Annotated in this window: 16 protein-coding genes; 7 read left to right on the top strand and 9 right to left on the bottom strand. The window is 60.0% G+C overall.

All coding sequences use genetic code 11. From position 1 onward, the window contains the following. The first annotated feature begins 55 nt into the window (after nt 1–55). Together panE and yajL are read left to right on the top strand one after the other, a co-directional pair. Nucleotides 56–967 carry a 2-dehydropantoate 2-reductase gene (gene panE, locus ACJ8PN_RS00840; protein WP_171453423.1) on the top strand — a complete coding sequence of 304 codons (912 nt, stop codon included), beginning with the start codon at nt 56–58 and terminating at the stop codon, nt 965–967. Further along, nucleotides 930–1,532, top strand: a complete 603-nt coding sequence (gene yajL, locus ACJ8PN_RS00835) for a protein deglycase YajL (protein ID WP_437189277.1) — start codon at nt 930–932, stop codon at nt 1,530–1,532. Before panE ends, yajL begins: the two co-directional genes overlap by 38 nt. A gap of 46 nt (nt 1,533–1,578) precedes the next feature. On the opposite strand, the gene ACJ8PN_RS00830 is transcribed toward yajL, so the two are convergent. From ACJ8PN_RS00830 to thiI, 3 genes are all read right to left on the bottom strand, one after another. Next, nucleotides 1,579–3,195, bottom strand: a complete 1,617-nt coding sequence (locus ACJ8PN_RS00830; protein WP_442534529.1) for a ShlB/FhaC/HecB family hemolysin secretion/activation protein — start codon at nt 3,193–3,195, stop codon at nt 1,579–1,581. A gap of 44 nt (nt 3,196–3,239) precedes the next feature. After that, the gene (locus tag ACJ8PN_RS00825; protein WP_171453420.1) at nt 3,240–4,826 is read right to left on the bottom strand and encodes a filamentous hemagglutinin N-terminal domain-containing protein; all 1,587 of its coding nucleotides are present in this window, start codon (nt 4,824–4,826) and stop codon (nt 3,240–3,242) included. Between the two features lie 451 nt (nt 4,827–5,277). Further along, on the bottom strand, nt 5,278–6,726 hold the full coding sequence (thiI, locus tag ACJ8PN_RS00820; protein ID WP_004940377.1) for a tRNA uracil 4-sulfurtransferase ThiI: 1,449 nt from the start codon (nt 6,724–6,726) through the stop codon (nt 5,278–5,280). Between the two features lie 160 nt (nt 6,727–6,886). Here thiI and xseB point away from each other — a divergent pair, with 160 nt between their 5' ends. The 4 genes from xseB to ACJ8PN_RS00800 all read left to right on the top strand — a co-directional run bounded on the left by xseB (nt 6,887) and on the right by ACJ8PN_RS00800 (nt 11,058). Further along, entirely contained in the window at nt 6,887–7,150 is a 264-nt protein-coding gene (gene xseB / locus ACJ8PN_RS00815; RefSeq protein ID WP_015376838.1) for an exodeoxyribonuclease VII small subunit, read from the top strand. 5 nt (nt 7,151–7,155) lie between these two features. Next, nucleotides 7,156–8,076 carry a (2E,6E)-farnesyl diphosphate synthase gene (gene ispA / locus ACJ8PN_RS00810; protein WP_076740507.1) on the top strand — a complete coding sequence of 307 codons (921 nt, stop codon included), beginning with the start codon at nt 7,156–7,158 and terminating at the stop codon, nt 8,074–8,076. 34 nt (nt 8,077–8,110) lie between these two features. Then, nucleotides 8,111–9,976 carry a 1-deoxy-D-xylulose-5-phosphate synthase gene (dxs, locus tag ACJ8PN_RS00805; RefSeq protein WP_004940380.1) on the top strand — a complete coding sequence of 622 codons (1,866 nt, stop codon included), beginning with the start codon at nt 8,111–8,113 and terminating at the stop codon, nt 9,974–9,976. Nucleotides 9,977–10,083: 107 nt separating this feature from the next. Beyond that, on the top strand, nt 10,084–11,058 hold the full coding sequence (locus tag ACJ8PN_RS00800; protein WP_033634009.1) for an aldo/keto reductase: 975 nt from the start codon (nt 10,084–10,086) through the stop codon (nt 11,056–11,058). A 33-nt stretch (nt 11,059–11,091) separates the two neighbouring features. Here the strand turns inward: ACJ8PN_RS00800 and pgpA are convergent, their stop codons facing one another. The 6 genes from pgpA to nrdR all read right to left on the bottom strand — a co-directional run bounded on the left by pgpA (nt 11,092) and on the right by nrdR (nt 15,207). Continuing rightward, complete coding sequence (pgpA, locus tag ACJ8PN_RS00795) at nt 11,092–11,586, bottom strand: phosphatidylglycerophosphatase A (protein ID WP_004940382.1); 495 nt, start codon at nt 11,584–11,586, stop codon at nt 11,092–11,094. Then, nucleotides 11,579–12,571 carry a thiamine-phosphate kinase gene (gene thiL / locus ACJ8PN_RS00790; RefSeq protein WP_171453416.1) on the bottom strand — a complete coding sequence of 331 codons (993 nt, stop codon included), beginning with the start codon at nt 12,569–12,571 and terminating at the stop codon, nt 11,579–11,581. Before thiL ends, pgpA begins: the two co-directional genes overlap by 8 nt. 51 nt (nt 12,572–12,622) lie before the next feature. Continuing rightward, entirely contained in the window at nt 12,623–13,039 is a 417-nt protein-coding gene (gene nusB / locus ACJ8PN_RS00785; protein WP_004940384.1) for a transcription antitermination factor NusB, read from the bottom strand. 20 nt (nt 13,040–13,059) lie between these two features. Further along, the gene (gene ribH, locus ACJ8PN_RS00780) at nt 13,060–13,530 is read right to left on the bottom strand and encodes a 6,7-dimethyl-8-ribityllumazine synthase (protein ID WP_004940385.1); all 471 of its coding nucleotides are present in this window, start codon (nt 13,528–13,530) and stop codon (nt 13,060–13,062) included. Nucleotides 13,531–13,637: 107 nt separating this feature from the next. Continuing rightward, nucleotides 13,638–14,747, bottom strand: a complete 1,110-nt coding sequence (ribD, locus tag ACJ8PN_RS00775) for a bifunctional diaminohydroxyphosphoribosylaminopyrimidine deaminase/5-amino-6-(5-phosphoribosylamino)uracil reductase RibD (protein WP_171453415.1) — start codon at nt 14,745–14,747, stop codon at nt 13,638–13,640. A 10-nt stretch (nt 14,748–14,757) separates the two neighbouring features. After that, nucleotides 14,758–15,207 carry a transcriptional regulator NrdR gene (nrdR, locus tag ACJ8PN_RS00770; protein ID WP_004940387.1) on the bottom strand — a complete coding sequence of 150 codons (450 nt, stop codon included), beginning with the start codon at nt 15,205–15,207 and terminating at the stop codon, nt 14,758–14,760. Nucleotides 15,208–15,381: 174 nt separating this feature from the next. Between nrdR and ACJ8PN_RS00765 the strand changes: the two genes are divergently transcribed. After that, nucleotides 15,382–15,942, top strand: coding sequence for a DUF3251 domain-containing protein (locus ACJ8PN_RS00765; protein WP_351110000.1), 561 nt, complete (start codon nt 15,382–15,384; stop codon nt 15,940–15,942). Nucleotides 15,943–15,950: the final 8 nt, after the last annotated feature.

Raw genomic sequence — 15,950 nt, 5'->3', positions numbered from 1 at the left:
CCTATAGTTAGATCACGGTAATTGAGCGGTATTCCCGTGTTTCCAAGGAGACTGAATGAAAATAACCATTCTTGGTTGCGGCGCGCTCGGACAACTGTGGCTCTCCCGGCTGTATCAGCAGGGCCACGATGTACAGGGATGGCTAAGAGTGCCGCAGCCTTTTTGCGCCGTGAACGTGATCGAGCCGGAAGGCGTCTCGTTTAATCGCAATTTGCCCACCAACGATCCTGAGCACCTCGCGCAAAGCGAGCTGCTGCTGGTGACGCTGAAAGCCTGGCAGGTGTCCGGCGCGGTCGGCGCGCTGCTGCCGAAGCTGAATCCTCAGTGCGCCATCTTGCTGCTGCATAACGGCATGGGCACCCAGGAGGAGCTGCCGCAAAACGGCCAGCCCATCCTGCAGGGCACCACCACCCACGCCGCGCGCCACGAAGGCAGCACCATTATCCACGTCGCCACCGGCATCACCCACATCGGCCCCACCTCACCGGCCGCCCAGCATCTCAGCCACCTGGCGGAAGTGCTGCATCAGGCGCTGCCCGACGTCGCCTGGCACAACAACATCGCCTCGGCCAACTGGCGCAAGCTGGCGGTCAACTGCGTGATTAATCCACTGACGGCGCTGTACGGCTGCCGCAACGGCGATCTGCAGCGTTACCCGGAGCAGATCGAAACGCTGTGTCGTGAAGTCGCCGGCGTGATGGCGATGGAGGGCTACCACACCTCCTGTGAAGGCCTGATGCAATACGTGATGGACGTGATCCACAGCACCGCCGACAACGTTTCGTCGATGCTGCAGGATATCCGCAGCCAGCGGCACACCGAGATCGACTACATCACCGGCTACCTGCTGCGCCGCGCGCGCAGCCACGGCCTCACGCTGCCGGAGAATGCGCGGCTGTTTGAATTGATTAAACGAAAGGAAAATGAATATGAGCGTATCGGCGCTGGTTTGCCTGGCACCTGGTAGCGAAGAAACCGAAGCCGTCACCACCATCGATCTGCTGGTGCGGGCGGGCGTTAAAGTCACTACCGCCAGCGTCGCCGGTGATGGCGAGCTGACTATCGTCTGTTCGCGCGGCGTCAGGCTGCTGGCCGACGCGCCGCTGGTGGCGATCGTCGATGAGCCTTTCGACGCCATCGTGCTGCCCGGCGGCCTAAAAGGCGCAGAATGCTTCCGCGACAGCCCGTTGCTGGTGGAAAAAGTGCGGCAGATGCACCTGCAGGGGAATATCGTCGCCGCCATCTGTGCGGCGCCGGCGCTGGTGCTGCAGCACCACGATCTGTTCCCGGTCGGCAACATGACCGGTTTCCCGGGTTTGAAAGATCGGATACCGTCGGAAAAATGGATGGAGCGCCGCGTGGTGTACGACGCGCGCGTCAACTTGCTCACCAGCCAGGGGCCGGGCACTGCGATGGAGTTTGCGCTGAAGCTGATAGACCTGCTGCTCGGCAAAGCCAAAGCGGCGGAGATCGCCGCGCAGCTGGTGCTGATCCCCGGAATGTACGACTATCGCGACGCTGAAGAAAACTGAGTTAACGTCCACAAACACGGGGCGCAGACCCGCGCCCCGCCACGCGTCAAAAACTGAACTGGCTGGAAAAGCCTAACACCAGGCGCTCATTCGGAAACGATCCGGGTTTGATCACCGGCACGCCGGCGAAAATGTCCGCAGCAAAGCGTTCCTGGTTCACCTGCACGCCAATCACGCTCCCCGCCAGCTTCCCCCCCTCCCCCTGTTGTTTGGCTAATTGGCCATAGTCGAACCCGATGTAGGGTTGCAGTACGCCTTGCTCCCACATCAGCGTATTGCGCAGATACCCGCCGCTGCTGCCGATCAATTTGCTATCGCCGCTAAACCCGCGCACCGTTGAACGATCGCCGATAAAGGATTTATCCTGGATCGGCTGTGCGGCGTTCGCCCACTGCCCCGAGAGTTCCCCGAGATAGCGCAGGCGAAGGCCAGACACACTGATGGGTTTCAACATGCTGCCGCCCACTCTCAGCCGGTGTTCGGCGCTGGTACTGCCCTCACCGACACCGGCAATGGCGTCAGCGGTCAGAGCGATCTGCGAACGGGCGCCATAATACAAATGGCTACCCCCCAGCTTCAGGCTGGTCAGCCGCGTACTCTGCAAGGCAATCTCCGTATCATTGAGGTAATAGCGGTAATAACGCTGCAACAGCTGGGCGTTCAACGCCGTTTTCTCATTCATCCCGCGCGCCACAATATAATCAGCCTGCAGCCCCCAGTACTGCGAGCGGCCGTTATAGCGATAATCGGTAAAGTTTCCGGCGACAGTCTGGTGATAACGGCTATCCCCGCCCAACGCGCTGAAGCGCCAGAATCCCCAAGGCAAGCTATAGTACAGGGCGCGGCTTTCATTGCCTTTGCCCGGCGGCGCCAAAACGCTGCGCGCCATCGACAGATAAAATACGTCGCTCAATGCGGCCAGATTATCGAGATACAGCGCGCCGCCGGCCTGATAGCGGCCCGTCGAACGAACGCCGGCGTCATCCGTCCAGGCGGTAAAGCGCCAATATTTATCCTGTTGGCGAAGGATCTCGATATCGCTTTCGTCTAATCGCTCCCCCGGAACGATGCGGATGTCGCTGATAACGCCCGGTATTCCCCCCATGTTTTCCAGGCCCTGCTCGAGGCTGCGCAAATTCAGCACGTCGCCGGCCGCAATGGGAAAAAGCGCATCGGGCCGAAAATAAGCGCTGCTGCCCGCCTGCATTCTCAACTGACCGATGCGGCCATAGTGTACGCTGACCTTCAGTATCCCCGTTGGCGCCTCTTGCACACCGAGCTGTACCCGTGAAGTGATATAGCCTTGTGCAATCAGCTCGTTTTGCAGCTTTTTGTGCAGCCTCGCCAACCCTTGCTCACCGATACAGCGGCCGCGGGCGGTATGCGCCAACCGATTGAAAGCAGTGAGGCGCACTGGCGCCGTCGCCGTTTCGACGTTATCGATCACCCAACACGGAGATTCACGGACAAATATGTCCGCCCGCGCGTTTTGCTCCGGTTGCGGCGACAAGACAGGAGGGGAAGACGGCAACAGTTTGCGCTGCGTATCACCGATGAGGCTTTCCTGGCTCACGAGTTGCTTGGCCGGCGCCGGTATGGCGTCGGCGCGGCTGCCACAACTGAACAGCACGCCCAGACAAAGAATAAGACATTCCCTTTTCATGCTCTCTCATCCATTCCCCCACCCGAAGGTGGGGGAAACGCCTGTCACAGCCAATAAGACCAACCGTACGGCCAGCCGAAACCGCCATATCCCCAACCCCAGCTATTCACGGGTTTGTTGATGTCCCGGCCGTTGTTGGTGACCACGCCGGCCGTCGAGCGCATCGTGCCTGAGTTGTTGAAAGAGACACCACGATGGCTGATATCGCCATACGCTTCAATCCTGCCAAAGTTGCTGAAGCTGGTATCCGACAAGCTGACGGAAGAAGCGCGAGAAACGATACTCCCGCGGTTAGTGATGGAAGTTCCCTGGATCGCCGCGCCATGCTGGGCTTCGATCACGCCACTGCCGGTATTAAACAAACGGGTGGCGTTGAGTTGCAAAGCCTGCGCGGATTGAATGCTGCCGCTATTGTCGAGGCGGGTCGCACGCAGTGTCAGTACACCGTTTTGCGTTTTGACGCTGCCGCGATTGTTCAGTTGAGTCGCATTCAGTTGCATTGCTCCGCCTGTAATGCGACCCGAATTGTCCAACTGTGTGGCCGTGACGGATGCCGAACGTGCGCTCACACTGTTTTCATTTTGCAGCCGGGTGGCGCTGATGTTCAGTTGCCCCAGAGAAGCGATCTCCCCCTGATTAATCAGCGTATCGGCGCTAATCTCGGCGCCGCCGCTGTTCGCCTGAATCTGACCGCGGTTGGCGATACCGACAGTAGGCCGGCCAGCCGCCTGAACCACCCCGTTGCCCGGGTCTACGACTTCATAGCTTCCCGTATCGGTTTGGATACTGACGATGCTGACGTTATTGAGCGAGCCGCCCGGCTGTTTAGCCACCACATTGATGCCACCATTGCCGGACGTATTGACGCCTACGCCGTTTTCATTGGCGACCAGCTTAATCTTGTTGGCGTACATGCCACCCAACTCGGCGACGTCGATCAACACGTCAGGTTTATCTTTAGATGCTTCAACGCTATTGAAGCGGGATAAATCCGCTGAAACCGTTTTTTTCCCTGCCGAGACTAACAGGGCGTCCGCATGAACCGCTGCGCTGATTTCAGCCGTGCGCGCAATGATGGCTGTATAATCGGCATCGCCTTTTTTCAGCCCGTCGCCTTCAACTCGGATATTTCCTTGATTAACGCGGTAACCGTTAAACGAGCCGTCTTTAAACTGTAAATCGGCAGTGGTTAATACGCCGTTGCGGGCATTGATAAAGCCGCAGCCGTTACAGGTAATGCCGGATTTATTGGCAATCACAACATCGGCACGTTGCCCGGCGACCTCGACCATCCCCTGCAAGATACTTTTATTCGCCGAGTTCACTTCATTCAGAATAACCTTGGCCGCGCGGCCCCCCAATTGCGCGTTCCCCGCCACGGCCCCGGCCAATGACGTATGCGCGCCAGAAAGACTGTTATTTAAAACCGCGCCCTGAGCGCCAACGTCAAACTGCGTGTAAACATTATGCGAAACACCGTCCGCACCCGCGCGGTTGATATTCACTACCGGCACCTGATTGACGCGCTCAACCGATGCGTCCCCCGCCAGAGGGGCTATTTGCGCCCACAGTGGCGCGCTGGGTGCCAGCAACGTTGCCGACAACAACAATGTTGTCTTATTCATCTTCATGAATTGCTCTCCTTAAATAGCATTATTCATCCCTATTAACCATAAACTGACGTCCAGGCAAACATCGCCAAAACATTAACAGCCATAGGGACATTCCCTTTTACAATATGCGCATCCCCGTTAGCCATAAAACATTCACAGCTTATGCTCAGCAAAAATATAATGCGTACATACATGAAAAAAACCATGCACAATCAAATGCCGAAACACAATTTCAACGGGATGTTTGCATATAAAAGCCGACAGGACCGCCAGCATTCAGCAGCAATAATAGCTATGACGAAGAATAAAAAAATCAATACATATTTAATATATTGACCAAGATTATTTAAGTAAAATAAGAAACAAGCTAACTGTATTATTTAGAAAACAGTGTAATAAGAAGGGTTATTTGGCGGGAAAATGCGCTTTAAAAGAAAACGGCCGGCGTCAGGCAACGCCGGCAACTGCATTACGGGCGATAAACCTTCACATTGCTGAAGCCCTGCTCCAGCAGGTACAGCGCCTGCAGGCGGCTCATCACGCCGCGCTCGCAGTACAGCAGATAGGTTTTGCTCTGATCCAGATCGCCGAACTGGGTGCTCAGCTTGTAGAACGGCAACGCTTTCACTTCAACCTGTTCCAGCTGCAGCGGCTTCTCTTCCTGCTCGTCGTTGGAGCGGATATCCAGGATCACCTCGTCGGCGCCGAAGGCCGCAACGGTTTCCACTTCGGTCACCTGCTCCTGCGCCTGCTCGGCGATGGAGCGAATATCGACGTTCTTCGCTTCGCTCACCACCCGATCGAGGATGCTGAAATCGAAGTGGCTTTCTTCCTCTTCAATCTTGGCCTTGACGGCTTTTACCGTCGGGCTCTTCGAAATCACGCCGCAGTATTCCGGCATGGTTTTGGCGAAGTCTTCGGTGCCGATTTCACGCGCCAGTTTGATGATGTGCTCTTTATCGTGCGAGATCAGCGGACGCAGGATCAGCGTATCGGACGCATTGTCGATCAAGCGCAGGTTGGTCAGCGTCTGGCTGGAGACCTGCCCCAGCGCTTCACCGGTCACCAGCGCCTGCACGCCATAGCGTTCGGCCACTTGCGAAGCGGCGCGCACCATCATGCGCTTGAGCACCACGCCCATCTGGCCGTCGTCGACCTTCTCCAGGATCTCGCCCACCACCGGCTCGAAGTCAATGGCGACGAAGCGCACCTTGTGCGAGCTGGCGAAACGGTTCCACAGGTAGTGCGCCACCTGCTTCACGCCAATCTCATGCGCGGCGCCGCCCAGGTTGAAGAAGCAGAAGTGCACGCGGCAGCCGCGGCGCATCAGCATATAGCTGGACACGCCCGAGTCGAAACCGCCGGAAATCAGCGACATCACGTCTTCCTGAGTGCCGACCGGATAACCGCCGATGCCTTCGAGGCGGCGTTTGACCAGCATCAGCTTGTCGTCTTCAATCTCCAGGTTTACCGTGACCTGCGGGCGGGTCAGGTTAACGCGCGCGCTCTCGATATGCTGGTTCAGGCCGCCGCCGACGTAACGCTCCACGTCCTGCGAATTGAACGCCTGCTTGCCGCGACGCTTGACGCGCACGCAGAAGGTTTTGCCTTCCAGCTGGGCGCGGTAGGCTTCCAGCGTCTGCTCGAAGATGTGGTGGATATCGGTATAAGCGCGATCTTCCACTTCCAGAATATGGTGGATGCCGGGAATGCGCGTCAGCGCGTCGGCAATGATCGGCCGCTGGTTTTCATCTTTGGCGCGAACTTCGATATGATCCCAGTGACGGACGACCGCCAGCGTTTCATCATACTGCTTCAGGACGTTGCGAATATTGGTCGAGAGAATCTTGATAAAGCGCAAGCGCACAGATTGGCTCTTGATGGTGATTTCCGGGAACAATTTAATGATAAACTTCATGGCGGTCTTTGTTGTCAGATAAGAATTACGGCGCGGAGTATATCACCATATCGCCGCGCTCTGCGCACAAAACCACACATGAGCGCCATGATTTGCTAATCAAGATCCGCTAGGATAGGCTCTGGCGCCACGGTTCACATGATGACGTAAAAAGAAAATTATGCCGAAAAAACCAGCACAATCAGCCAGTACAGAGCAAACAGCCAGCTTTGAAAGCGCCCTTGGCGAGCTGGAAAGCATCGTGACGCGTCTGGAGTCGGGCGAACTGCCGCTGGAAGACGCGCTGAATGAATTCGAACGCGGCGTGCAGCTGGCGCGCCAAGGCCAGCAGAAACTGCAACAGGCGGAACAGCGTGTGCAGATACTTCTTAACGACAGCGCCGACGACGCGGCGCTGGCGCCTTTCACACCGGATGCCGAGTAACCGACATGTCTGAGATCGCCCCATCGGCCGCTTTTGCCGATCAACTGCAGATTTTCCGCCAGCGCGCCGATCGCGCGCTGCTGGACTTCATCGCCCCGCTGCCGTTCAACGACGGCAACATGGTGGCGGCGATGCGTCACGGCGCCTTGCTGGGCGGCAAGCGTCTGCGTCCGTTCCTGGTGTACACCACCGGCCAGATGTTCGGCGTTTCGCTGAGCAACCTGGACGCGCCGGCGGCGGCGGTGGAATGCATCCACGCCTACTCGCTGATCCATGACGATCTGCCGGCGATGGACGACGACGATCTGCGCCGTGGCCAGCCGACCTGTCATATTAAATTCGGCGAAGCCAACGCGATCCTGGCTGGCGATGCGCTGCAAACGCTGGCGTTTTCGATCCTGGCCGATGCCGAGATGCCCGACGTGGCGCTGCGCGATCGGCTGGCGATGGTCTCCGAACTGGCGAGCGCCAGCGGCGTAGCCGGCATGTGCGGCGGCCAATCGCTGGATCTGGAAGCTGAAGGCAAGCGCGTTGATCTGCAGGCGCTGGAACAGATCCACCGCCACAAAACCGGCGCACTGATCCGCGCGGCGGTGCGCCTGGGCGCGCTGAGCGCCGGCGAAGCCGGGCGAGCGGCGCTGCCGCAGCTGGATCGTTACGCCGCCGCGGTTGGCCTGGCGTTCCAGGTGCAGGATGACATTTTGGACGTTGTCGGCGAGACTGAAAAGATCGGCAAGCGCCAGGGCGCGGACCAACAACACGGAAAGAGTACCTACCCGGCGTTGCTCGGGCTTGACAGCGCGAAAGCAAAAGCGTGGGATCTCTATCAGGAAGCATTAGCTGCATTAGACACTTTGGCAGCGCAATCTTATAACACAGCGCCATTGCGAGCGTTAGCCAGCTTCATTATTGAACGCGACAATTAACGTGTGACGTTAACTCCTCTGATATGAGTATCGAATGAGTCTTGATATAGCCAAATACCCAACCCTGGCGCTAGCGGAAAACCCCGAGGAACTCCGCTCACTGCCCAAAGAGAGCTTGCCGAAGCTGTGCGATGAGCTGCGGCAATATCTGCTGAACAGCGTCAGTCGCTCCAGCGGCCACTTTGCCTCCGGGCTGGGTACCGTCGAACTGACGGTGGCGTTGCATTTCGTCTACAACACGCCGTTCGATCATCTGGTGTGGGACGTCGGCCACCAGGCCTACCCGCACAAAATTCTGACCGGCCGCCGCGACCGGATCGCCACTATCCGGCAAAAGAACGGCTTGCACCCCTTCCCGTGGCGCGCCGAAAGCGAATACGACGTGCTGTCGGTCGGCCATTCGTCGACCTCGATCAGCGCCGGCCTCGGCATGGCGGTGGCGGCAGAGCGTGAAGGCAAGGGCCGCCGCACGGTGTGCGTGATCGGCGACGGCGCCATCACCGCCGGCATGGCGTTCGAAGCGATGAACCACGCCGGCGATATCAATCCGGACATGCTGGTGGTGCTGAACGACAACGAAATGTCGATCTCGGAAAACGTCGGCGCGCTGAACAACCATCTGGCGCAGCTACTGTCCGGCAAGCTTTACTCCACCCTGCGCGAAGGCGGCAAGAAAGTGCTGGCCGGCGTACCGCCGATCAAGGAGCTGGTGAAACGCACCGAAGAGCACCTGAAAGGCATGGTGGTGCCGGGCACGCTGTTCGAAGAGCTGGGCTTCAACTACATCGGCCCGGTAGACGGCCACGACGTGCAGGGGCTGGTCGCCACGTTGAAAAACATGCGCGATCTGAAAGGCCCGCAGCTGTTGCACATCATGACCAAGAAAGGCCGCGGTTACGCGCCGGCGGAGAAGGATCCGATCAGCTTCCACGCGGTGCCGAAGTTCGATCCCGCCAGCGGCACGCTGCCGAAAAGCGCCGGCGGTCTGCCGACCTATTCGAAAATCTTCGGCGACTGGCTGTGTGAAACCGCCGCCAAAGACAGCTCACTGATGGCGATCACGCCGGCGATGCGCGAAGGCTCCGGCATGGTGCAGTTCTCTCGCGACTATCCGCAGCAATATTTCGATGTGGCGATCGCCGAACAGCACGCGGTCACCTTCGCCGCCGGGCTGGCGATCGGCGGCTACAAGCCGGTGGTGGCGATCTATTCCACCTTCCTGCAACGCGCCTACGACCAGTTGATCCATGACGTGGCGATCCAAAACCTGCCGGTGATGTTCGCCATCGATCGCGGCGGCATCGTCGGCGCCGATGGTCAGACCCACCAGGGGGCGTTCGATCTGTCGTTCATGCGCTGCATCCCGACCATGGTGATCATGACGCCGAGCGACGAAAACGAATGCCGCCAGATGCTGTATACCGGCTATCACTATAACGACGGCCCGAGCGCCGTGCGCTATCCGCGCGGCACCGGCACCGGCGCGGCGCTGGAGCCGCTCAACATGCTGCCGATCGGCAAAGGCGTGGTGCGCCGCCAGGGGGAAAAGATCGCCATTCTCAACTTCGGCACCCTGCTGCCGGAGGCCGCGCAAGCGGCGGAAGCGCTCAACGCCACGCTGGTCGACATGCGCTTCGTCAAGCCGCTGGACGAGCAGCTGGTGCTCGAACTGGCCGCCAGCCATGAAACGCTGGTCACGCTGGAAGAGAACGCCATCATGGGCGGCGCCGGCAGCGGTGTCAACGAACTGCTGATGGCCAAACGCCGTCCGGTGCCGGTGCTGAACCTCGGCCTGCCGGACAGCTTCGTCTCACAGGGCACCCAGGAAGAACTGCGTGCCGATCTGGGGCTGGACGCCGCCGGCATTCAGCGCCAAATCGAAACCTGGCTGGCGCAGTAATCGCCGCCCGCGCCTGAAAAAACGCCTCCGCCTTCGGGGGCGTTTTCATTTCCGCCCTCCGGGATCCGCGCTACAGTTACTGTCTGAGCTGTGAATGGGAGGCAAGCATGAAGTACCTGAAACTGGGCAACACCGATCTGAACGTCTCGCGCATCTGCCTGGGTTGCATGACCTATGGCGAACCGAACCGCGGCAATCACGCCTGGACGCTGCCGGAAGAGAGCAGCCGCCCGCTGCTGAAACAGGCGCTGGAAGCCGGCATCAACTTTTTCGACACCGCCAACAGCTATTCCGACGGCAGCAGCGAGGAGATCCTCGGCCGGGCGCTGCGCGACTATGCCCGCCGCGAGGACGTCGTTATCGCCACCAAGGTTTATTTCCCGCTGAGCAATCTGAAGCGCGGTTTGTCGCGCGCCAACATCATGCAATCCATCGACGACAGCCTGCGCCGTCTCGGCACCGACTATGTCGATTTGCTGCAAATCCACCGCTGGGATTACGAAACGCCGCTGGAAGAGACGCTGGAAGCGCTGCACGACGTGGTGAAAGCCGGTAAGGCGCGTTACATCGGCGCCTCCTCGATGTACGCCTGGCAGTTCGCCAAGGCGCTGTATACCGCCGATCTGCACGGCTGGACGCGCTTCGTCAGCATGCAGGATCAATACAACCTGATCCAGCGCGAAGAAGAGCGCGAGATGCACCCGCTGTGCGCCGCCGAAGGCATCGCCGTACTGCCGTGGAGCCCGCTGGCGCGCGGCCGCCTGACCCGCCCCTGGGGCGAAACCACCGCGCGGCTGGTTTCCGACCAGTTCGGCAAAAGCCTGTACGAGGAAACTGAAGGCATCGACGCCATCATCGCCGAACGCGTCGCCAGCCTCGCCGAAGAACGCGGCGTTTCACGCGCGCAGATCGCGCTGGCCTGGTTGCTGAACAAACCGGCGGTCAGCGCGCCGATCGTCGGCGCGTCACGCAGCGAGCAGTTGGATGACGCCATCGCCGCGGTCGATTTGAGTCTGTCGCCGCAAGAGGTGGCGGAACTGGAGACGGCTTACGTGCCGCATCGGGTGACGGGATTTGAATAAAGGGAAGCGGGCGCGAAACGCCGCGCCCGTCTGTCAGAACAGCCCGATCGGCCAGTGGTGGCCAATCAGGTAGATGATACCGGCGGACAGCACGCCGGCGATGATATCGTCGACCATGATGCCCATGCCGCCATGCACGTTGCGGTCGAACCAGCGGATCGGCCACGGCTTCCACATATCCAGAATACGGAAGATGACGAAACCGGCGGCGACCCAGCGCCAGTCATTGACCGGCAACGCCATCAGCGTGATCCACATGCCGACGAACTCATCCCAGACGATGCTGCCGTGATCGTGCACCTTCATGTCTTTTGCCGTGCGGTGGCAAATATAGACACCGATACAGATGCTGAACATCACCGCCAGCGAGTAGAGCTGCCACGGCAGCTGGATCAGCAGCAGCCAGAACGGGATCGCCGCCAGCGATCCCATGGTGCCCGGCATCACCGGCGACAAACCGCTGCCAAAACCGGTGGCCAGCAGGTGCCACGGATTGCTCATCCGCAGCCGACGCTTGGCTTCATCCATGAGTGCCCGGCTCCGCATTGAAATGATCGAACCCGGCCCAGTCCAGCTCTACCGCTTCGTCGTTGCGATAATAGCGGATGCCTTCAGACAGCGGACCAATTTGGCCGATGCAGGTGTAGTCGGCGCCGAGATGGCTCAGCGCCACTTCCAGCGCGCCGCGGTTGATCTCCGGCACGGTGAAGCACAGCTCGTAATCTTCGCCGCCCGCCAGTGCCCAGCGCAGCGCCTGCTCGGCGTCGGTGTGGCTGCTCAGCGCCTGCGACATCGGCAGCTCGTCCAGCACGATGCGTGCCCCGCAGTCGCTGGCCTTCAGGATGTGTTTCAGATCGGAAATCAGGCCGTCGGAGATGTCGATCGCCGAGCTGGCCAGATCGCGCAGCGCCTGCCCCTGCAGCACCCGCGGCTGCGGCCGCAGATGGCGAGCGATCAGGTAATCGCGCGCCGCCGCCTCCGGCACCGCCAGACGATCCTGCAGGATCGCCAGACCGGCGGCGCTGTCGCCCAGCGTACCGGTCACGTAGATCCAGTCGCCGATGCGCGCGCCGCTGCGGGTTAACGCCCGGCCGGCCGGGATCAGCCCCTGAATGGTCAACGTCATGCTCAGCGGGCCGCGCGTGGTATCACCGCCGATCAGCTGCATGCCGTAATAGTTGAGCTGATCAAACAGGCTGTCGCTGAAGGCCTTCAGCCAGGGCTCGTTCACCTCCGGCAGCGTCAGGGCCAGCGAGAGCCACGCCGGATCGGCGCCCATCGCCGCCAGATCGCTCAGATTGACCGCCAGTGCTTTGTAACCAAGATCGGCCGGATCGATGTCCGGCAAGAAGTGCACGCCCGCTACCAACGTATCGGTACTGACGGCCACCAGCTGTTTCTCCGGCACTGCCAGCAGTGCGCAGTCATCTCCAATGCCCAACTGTACATCCCGGCGCACGCGCTTAAACCGGTCAAAATAGCGGGCAATGAGGTCAAATTCGCCGCATGCCATATCGATATTCCACGAGAAGAAATTAAGGCCGGGGATACCGGCCTTAATGTTTTACTTTTTCTTGCGAAGGGTTGGCGCCACTTTATCCAGCACCCCGTTCACAAACTTGTGGCTGTCTTCCGCGCCGAAGGTTTTCGCCAGTTCGATCGCTTCGTTGATCGCCACCTTGTAAGGGACATCCTCGCGCATTTTCAGTTCAAACAGCGCGACGCGCAGCACTGCGCGCTCCACCTGGCCCAGCTCTTCGAGCTGACGCGACAGGTATGGCGCCATCAGTTCGTCCAGCATACCTGCATTCACTGCCGCGCCGGACAGCAACTCGCGAAAATAGGCGACGTCAACATCTTTGACATCCTGCTCCGTCAGGAACTGGTGTTCAACATCGGCAAGGTCGTTTTTAGACAACTGCCAAGAGTAAAGCGCTTGAACAGCGCACTCACGAGCGCGGCGACGAGCAGCAGGTTTCACGGAATTCCCCTTAACTAAATTCAGGCTTTGATAGCTTTGATAACATTAATCATTTCAAGTGCGGTCAGCGCGGCTTCAGCGCCCTTGTTGCCCGCTTTGGTGCCGGCGCGTTCGATCGCCTGTTCGATGCTTTCGGTGGTCAGCACGCCAAAGGCAACCGGGATTTCGGCATTCATCGCAACGTTGCCGATGCCGGAGCTGGCTTCGCCCGCCACATATTCGAAGTGCGCGGTGCCCCCACGGATAACGGTGCCCAGCGCGATAACCGCGTCGTATTTGCCGGTTTTGGCCAATACGCTCGCCGTCAACGGCAGCTCGTAAGCGCCCGGGACCCAGACAACGGTGATGTTGTCGTCAGCAACCTGACCAATGCGTTTCAGCGCGTCGATGGCACCTTCCAGCAGGCTGTCGTTGATGAAATTGTTAAAACGTGCAATTGCGATCGCCACACGGGCATTTGGAGTAGCAACAACACCTTCGATAACTTTCATGGGCTTTCCTTAAAAATGGGTTCAATACCCCGCAGGGGGGCGGATTCTATCATATTCTTTCATCGCCTGCGCGGCGCTTTTGTAAAACCGGCGCGCGGGCGCGAGATTCAGTGTTTCGCCCGCAGGCGCAAACGCAGATCGGGGCCGACCTGGCGCACGTCGCTAAAGACGAATTCCGGTGCGTCGGCCAACCGCTCCAGGCCCGGCAAATGACACAGGCCGCGGCCATTATCGCCCAACAGTTTTGGCGCGATGTACAAAATGAGCTCATCCACCAGGCCGGCCTGCAGCAGCGCGCCGGCCAGCGATGCGCCCGCCTCCACCCAGATTGAATTCACCTGGCGCTTGGCCAACAGCATCATCATCACCACCAGATCGACGCCGCCGCCGTGCGCCGGGCAGATAAACTGCTCAACGTCTTGCGGCCAGGCCTGTTCATCCGCCTGCAACCGCGCCAGCCAGGTGGCGCCCGGCTGCTGCACCACGCGGTGCTGCGGGGTGATACGATTCTGACTGTCGAGCAGGATGCGCAGCGGCTGACGCAGATTGTCGCGCGGATAGAGGCGCTGGGTCTCGGCATCCAACTCATCCCAACGCACCGTCAGCGACGGATCGTCCGCCAGCACGGTGGCACTGGTGCTGAGAATCGCGGCGCTCTGCGCGCGCAGGCGCTGCACGTCCTGACGCGCTTCGGGTGAGGTGATCCACTGGCTCTCGCCGGAGGCCATCGCCGTGCGCCCGTCCAGCGACGCGCCCAACTTCAGCTGTACATAGGGGAAACCGGTGCGCATGCGTTTGAGGAAGCCCAGGTTGACCGCTTCGGCTTCGGCCAGCATCAGGCCATGCCGCACCTCGACGCCGGCCTGCTGCAGCTTATACAGCCCGCGCCCCGCCACCTGCGGATTGGGATCTTGCATCGCCGCGACCACTCGCGTTACGCCGGCGGCCACCAGCGCATCGGCGCAGGGCGGCGTGCGGCCGTGATGGCTGCACGGCTCGAGCGTCACATAGGCGGTGGCGCCGCGCGCCTTGTCGCCCGCCATACGCAGCGCGTGCACTTCCGCGTGCGGCTCGCCGGCGCGCAAGTGATAGCCTTCACCGACAATTTCGCCGTCGCGCACGATAACGCAGCCGACGTTCGGATTGGGCGCGGTGGTGAAACGCCCCAGACGCGCCAGTTCGAAGGCGCGCGCCATATAAAATTCGTCGTGATGCATGAAAGATCCTTTAGTCTTGCAGGCGGGCAATCTCTTCGCCGAACTCGCGCACGTCCTCGAAGCTGCGGTACACCGACGCAAAGCGAATGTAGGCGACCTTATCCAGCTTTTTCAACGCGTCCATCACCAGGTTGCCCACCAGTTTGGTCGGCACTTCGCGTTCGCCGGTGGCGCGCAGTTGGGATTTGATATGATTAAGGGCGTTTTCCACGTCGTCCGAGCTGACCGGGCGCTTTTCCAGCGCTTTCAGCATGCCGCGACGCAGTTTGTCTTCGTTGAACGGCTCGCGCACCTCATCGCTTTTAATCACTCGCGGCATCACCAGCTCGGCCACCTCGAAGGTGGTGAAGCGTTCATTGCACACCAGACACTGGCGGCGGCGGCGCACTTGCGAACCGTCCCCCACCAGGCGGGAATCAATGACTTTGGTATCAACGGCGGCGCAGAAAGGGCAATGCATAACACGTCCTGATAAACGTTTTTATAGATAAGTGCAGTTTACCCCGAAGTGCAGCCACAACAAAGGGCGGCGGCCATTTGTTGCGACACGCAGCCGGGAAGCGGCGCCGATATGACTTTCCCCTCCGGGCGGACTAAGCTGATAACAGGAGATTCAGCATAGGAAATCGCCGTCATGACAACCTGTTACCCCAAAATCGCCCTGCTCGCCGCCGCCGTGTTGCTGGCAGGCTGCGCGCACAACGCCGCCGTCCCTCAACTGCGCCATCAGGTCGCCGCGCTGAACCAAAAAGTGAGCGTATTGACCGATCAGGCCACCGCGCTGGAGCGGCAAAACCAGCTCAATCAGCACTCCGACAACGGCGTCTACCTGCTGCCGGCAGCCCGAAGCGCTGCCCGTTTGCAAAGCGGCATCGGCGAGCTGAGCGTTTCGCTGAGCCACATCAGGAGCGAAGCCAACGGCACGCAGGCGCAGCTGCATGTGCGCATCCTCTCACAGGCCACGCTGCCGCCGTTCAACGCGGTGGTGGAATGGGGCCAACTGGATGAAGCCACCGGGCGGCCGTTGACCGCCGAGGCGCTGTCGCAACCGATCGTCAGCGCCGACTCGCTGCTGCCGAAACCCGGCCAGGACTTTGAGCTGCGCTTCAGCGGCCTGACGCCGGAACAGCTGGGCTATATCCGTCTGCACAGTCTGGTTTCGACCGCCCAACCGGCGGTGGTGCAGCAACACTGAAACTCAAA

Origin of the sequence: Serratia sp. CY76391 (assembly GCF_052166695.1) — a bacterium.
Classification (GTDB): Bacteria; Pseudomonadota; Gammaproteobacteria; order Enterobacterales; family Enterobacteriaceae; genus Serratia; species Serratia nematodiphila.
Note: the sequence above shows the minus strand (reverse complement) of the source record. Positions and strands in the feature narration are given on the sequence as shown.

Excerpts from the sequence above, each read along its gene's own strand:
- ribH (WP_004940385.1), bottom strand. The coding sequence starts at position 13,530 with ATGAAAGTTATCGAAGGTGTTGTTGCTACTCCAAATGCCCGTGTGGCG.
- xseB (WP_015376838.1), top strand. The coding sequence starts at position 6,887 with ATGCCGAAAAAACCAGCACAATCAGCCAGTACAGAGCAAACAGCCAGC.
- ribD (WP_171453415.1), bottom strand. The coding sequence starts at position 14,747 with ATGCATCACGACGAATTTTATATGGCGCGCGCCTTCGAACTGGCGCGT.
- ispA (WP_076740507.1), top strand. The coding sequence starts at position 7,156 with ATGTCTGAGATCGCCCCATCGGCCGCTTTTGCCGATCAACTGCAGATT.
- dxs (WP_004940380.1), top strand. The coding sequence starts at position 8,111 with ATGAGTCTTGATATAGCCAAATACCCAACCCTGGCGCTAGCGGAAAAC.
- thiL (WP_171453416.1), bottom strand. The coding sequence starts at position 12,571 with ATGGCATGCGGCGAATTTGACCTCATTGCCCGCTATTTTGACCGGTTT.
- nrdR (WP_004940387.1), bottom strand. The coding sequence starts at position 15,207 with ATGCATTGCCCTTTCTGCGCCGCCGTTGATACCAAAGTCATTGATTCC.
- thiI (WP_004940377.1), bottom strand. The coding sequence starts at position 6,726 with ATGAAGTTTATCATTAAATTGTTCCCGGAAATCACCATCAAGAGCCAA.
- pgpA (WP_004940382.1), bottom strand. The coding sequence starts at position 11,586 with ATGGATGAAGCCAAGCGTCGGCTGCGGATGAGCAATCCGTGGCACCTG.
- ACJ8PN_RS00825 (WP_171453420.1), bottom strand. The coding sequence starts at position 4,826 with ATGAAGATGAATAAGACAACATTGTTGTTGTCGGCAACGTTGCTGGCA.
- ACJ8PN_RS00800 (WP_033634009.1), top strand. The coding sequence starts at position 10,084 with ATGAAGTACCTGAAACTGGGCAACACCGATCTGAACGTCTCGCGCATC.
- panE (WP_171453423.1), top strand. The coding sequence starts at position 56 with ATGAAAATAACCATTCTTGGTTGCGGCGCGCTCGGACAACTGTGGCTC.
- ACJ8PN_RS00765 (WP_351110000.1), top strand. The coding sequence starts at position 15,382 with ATGACAACCTGTTACCCCAAAATCGCCCTGCTCGCCGCCGCCGTGTTG.
- ACJ8PN_RS00830 (WP_442534529.1), bottom strand. The coding sequence starts at position 3,195 with ATGAAAAGGGAATGTCTTATTCTTTGTCTGGGCGTGCTGTTCAGTTGT.
- yajL (WP_437189277.1), top strand. The coding sequence starts at position 930 with ATGAGCGTATCGGCGCTGGTTTGCCTGGCACCTGGTAGCGAAGAAACC.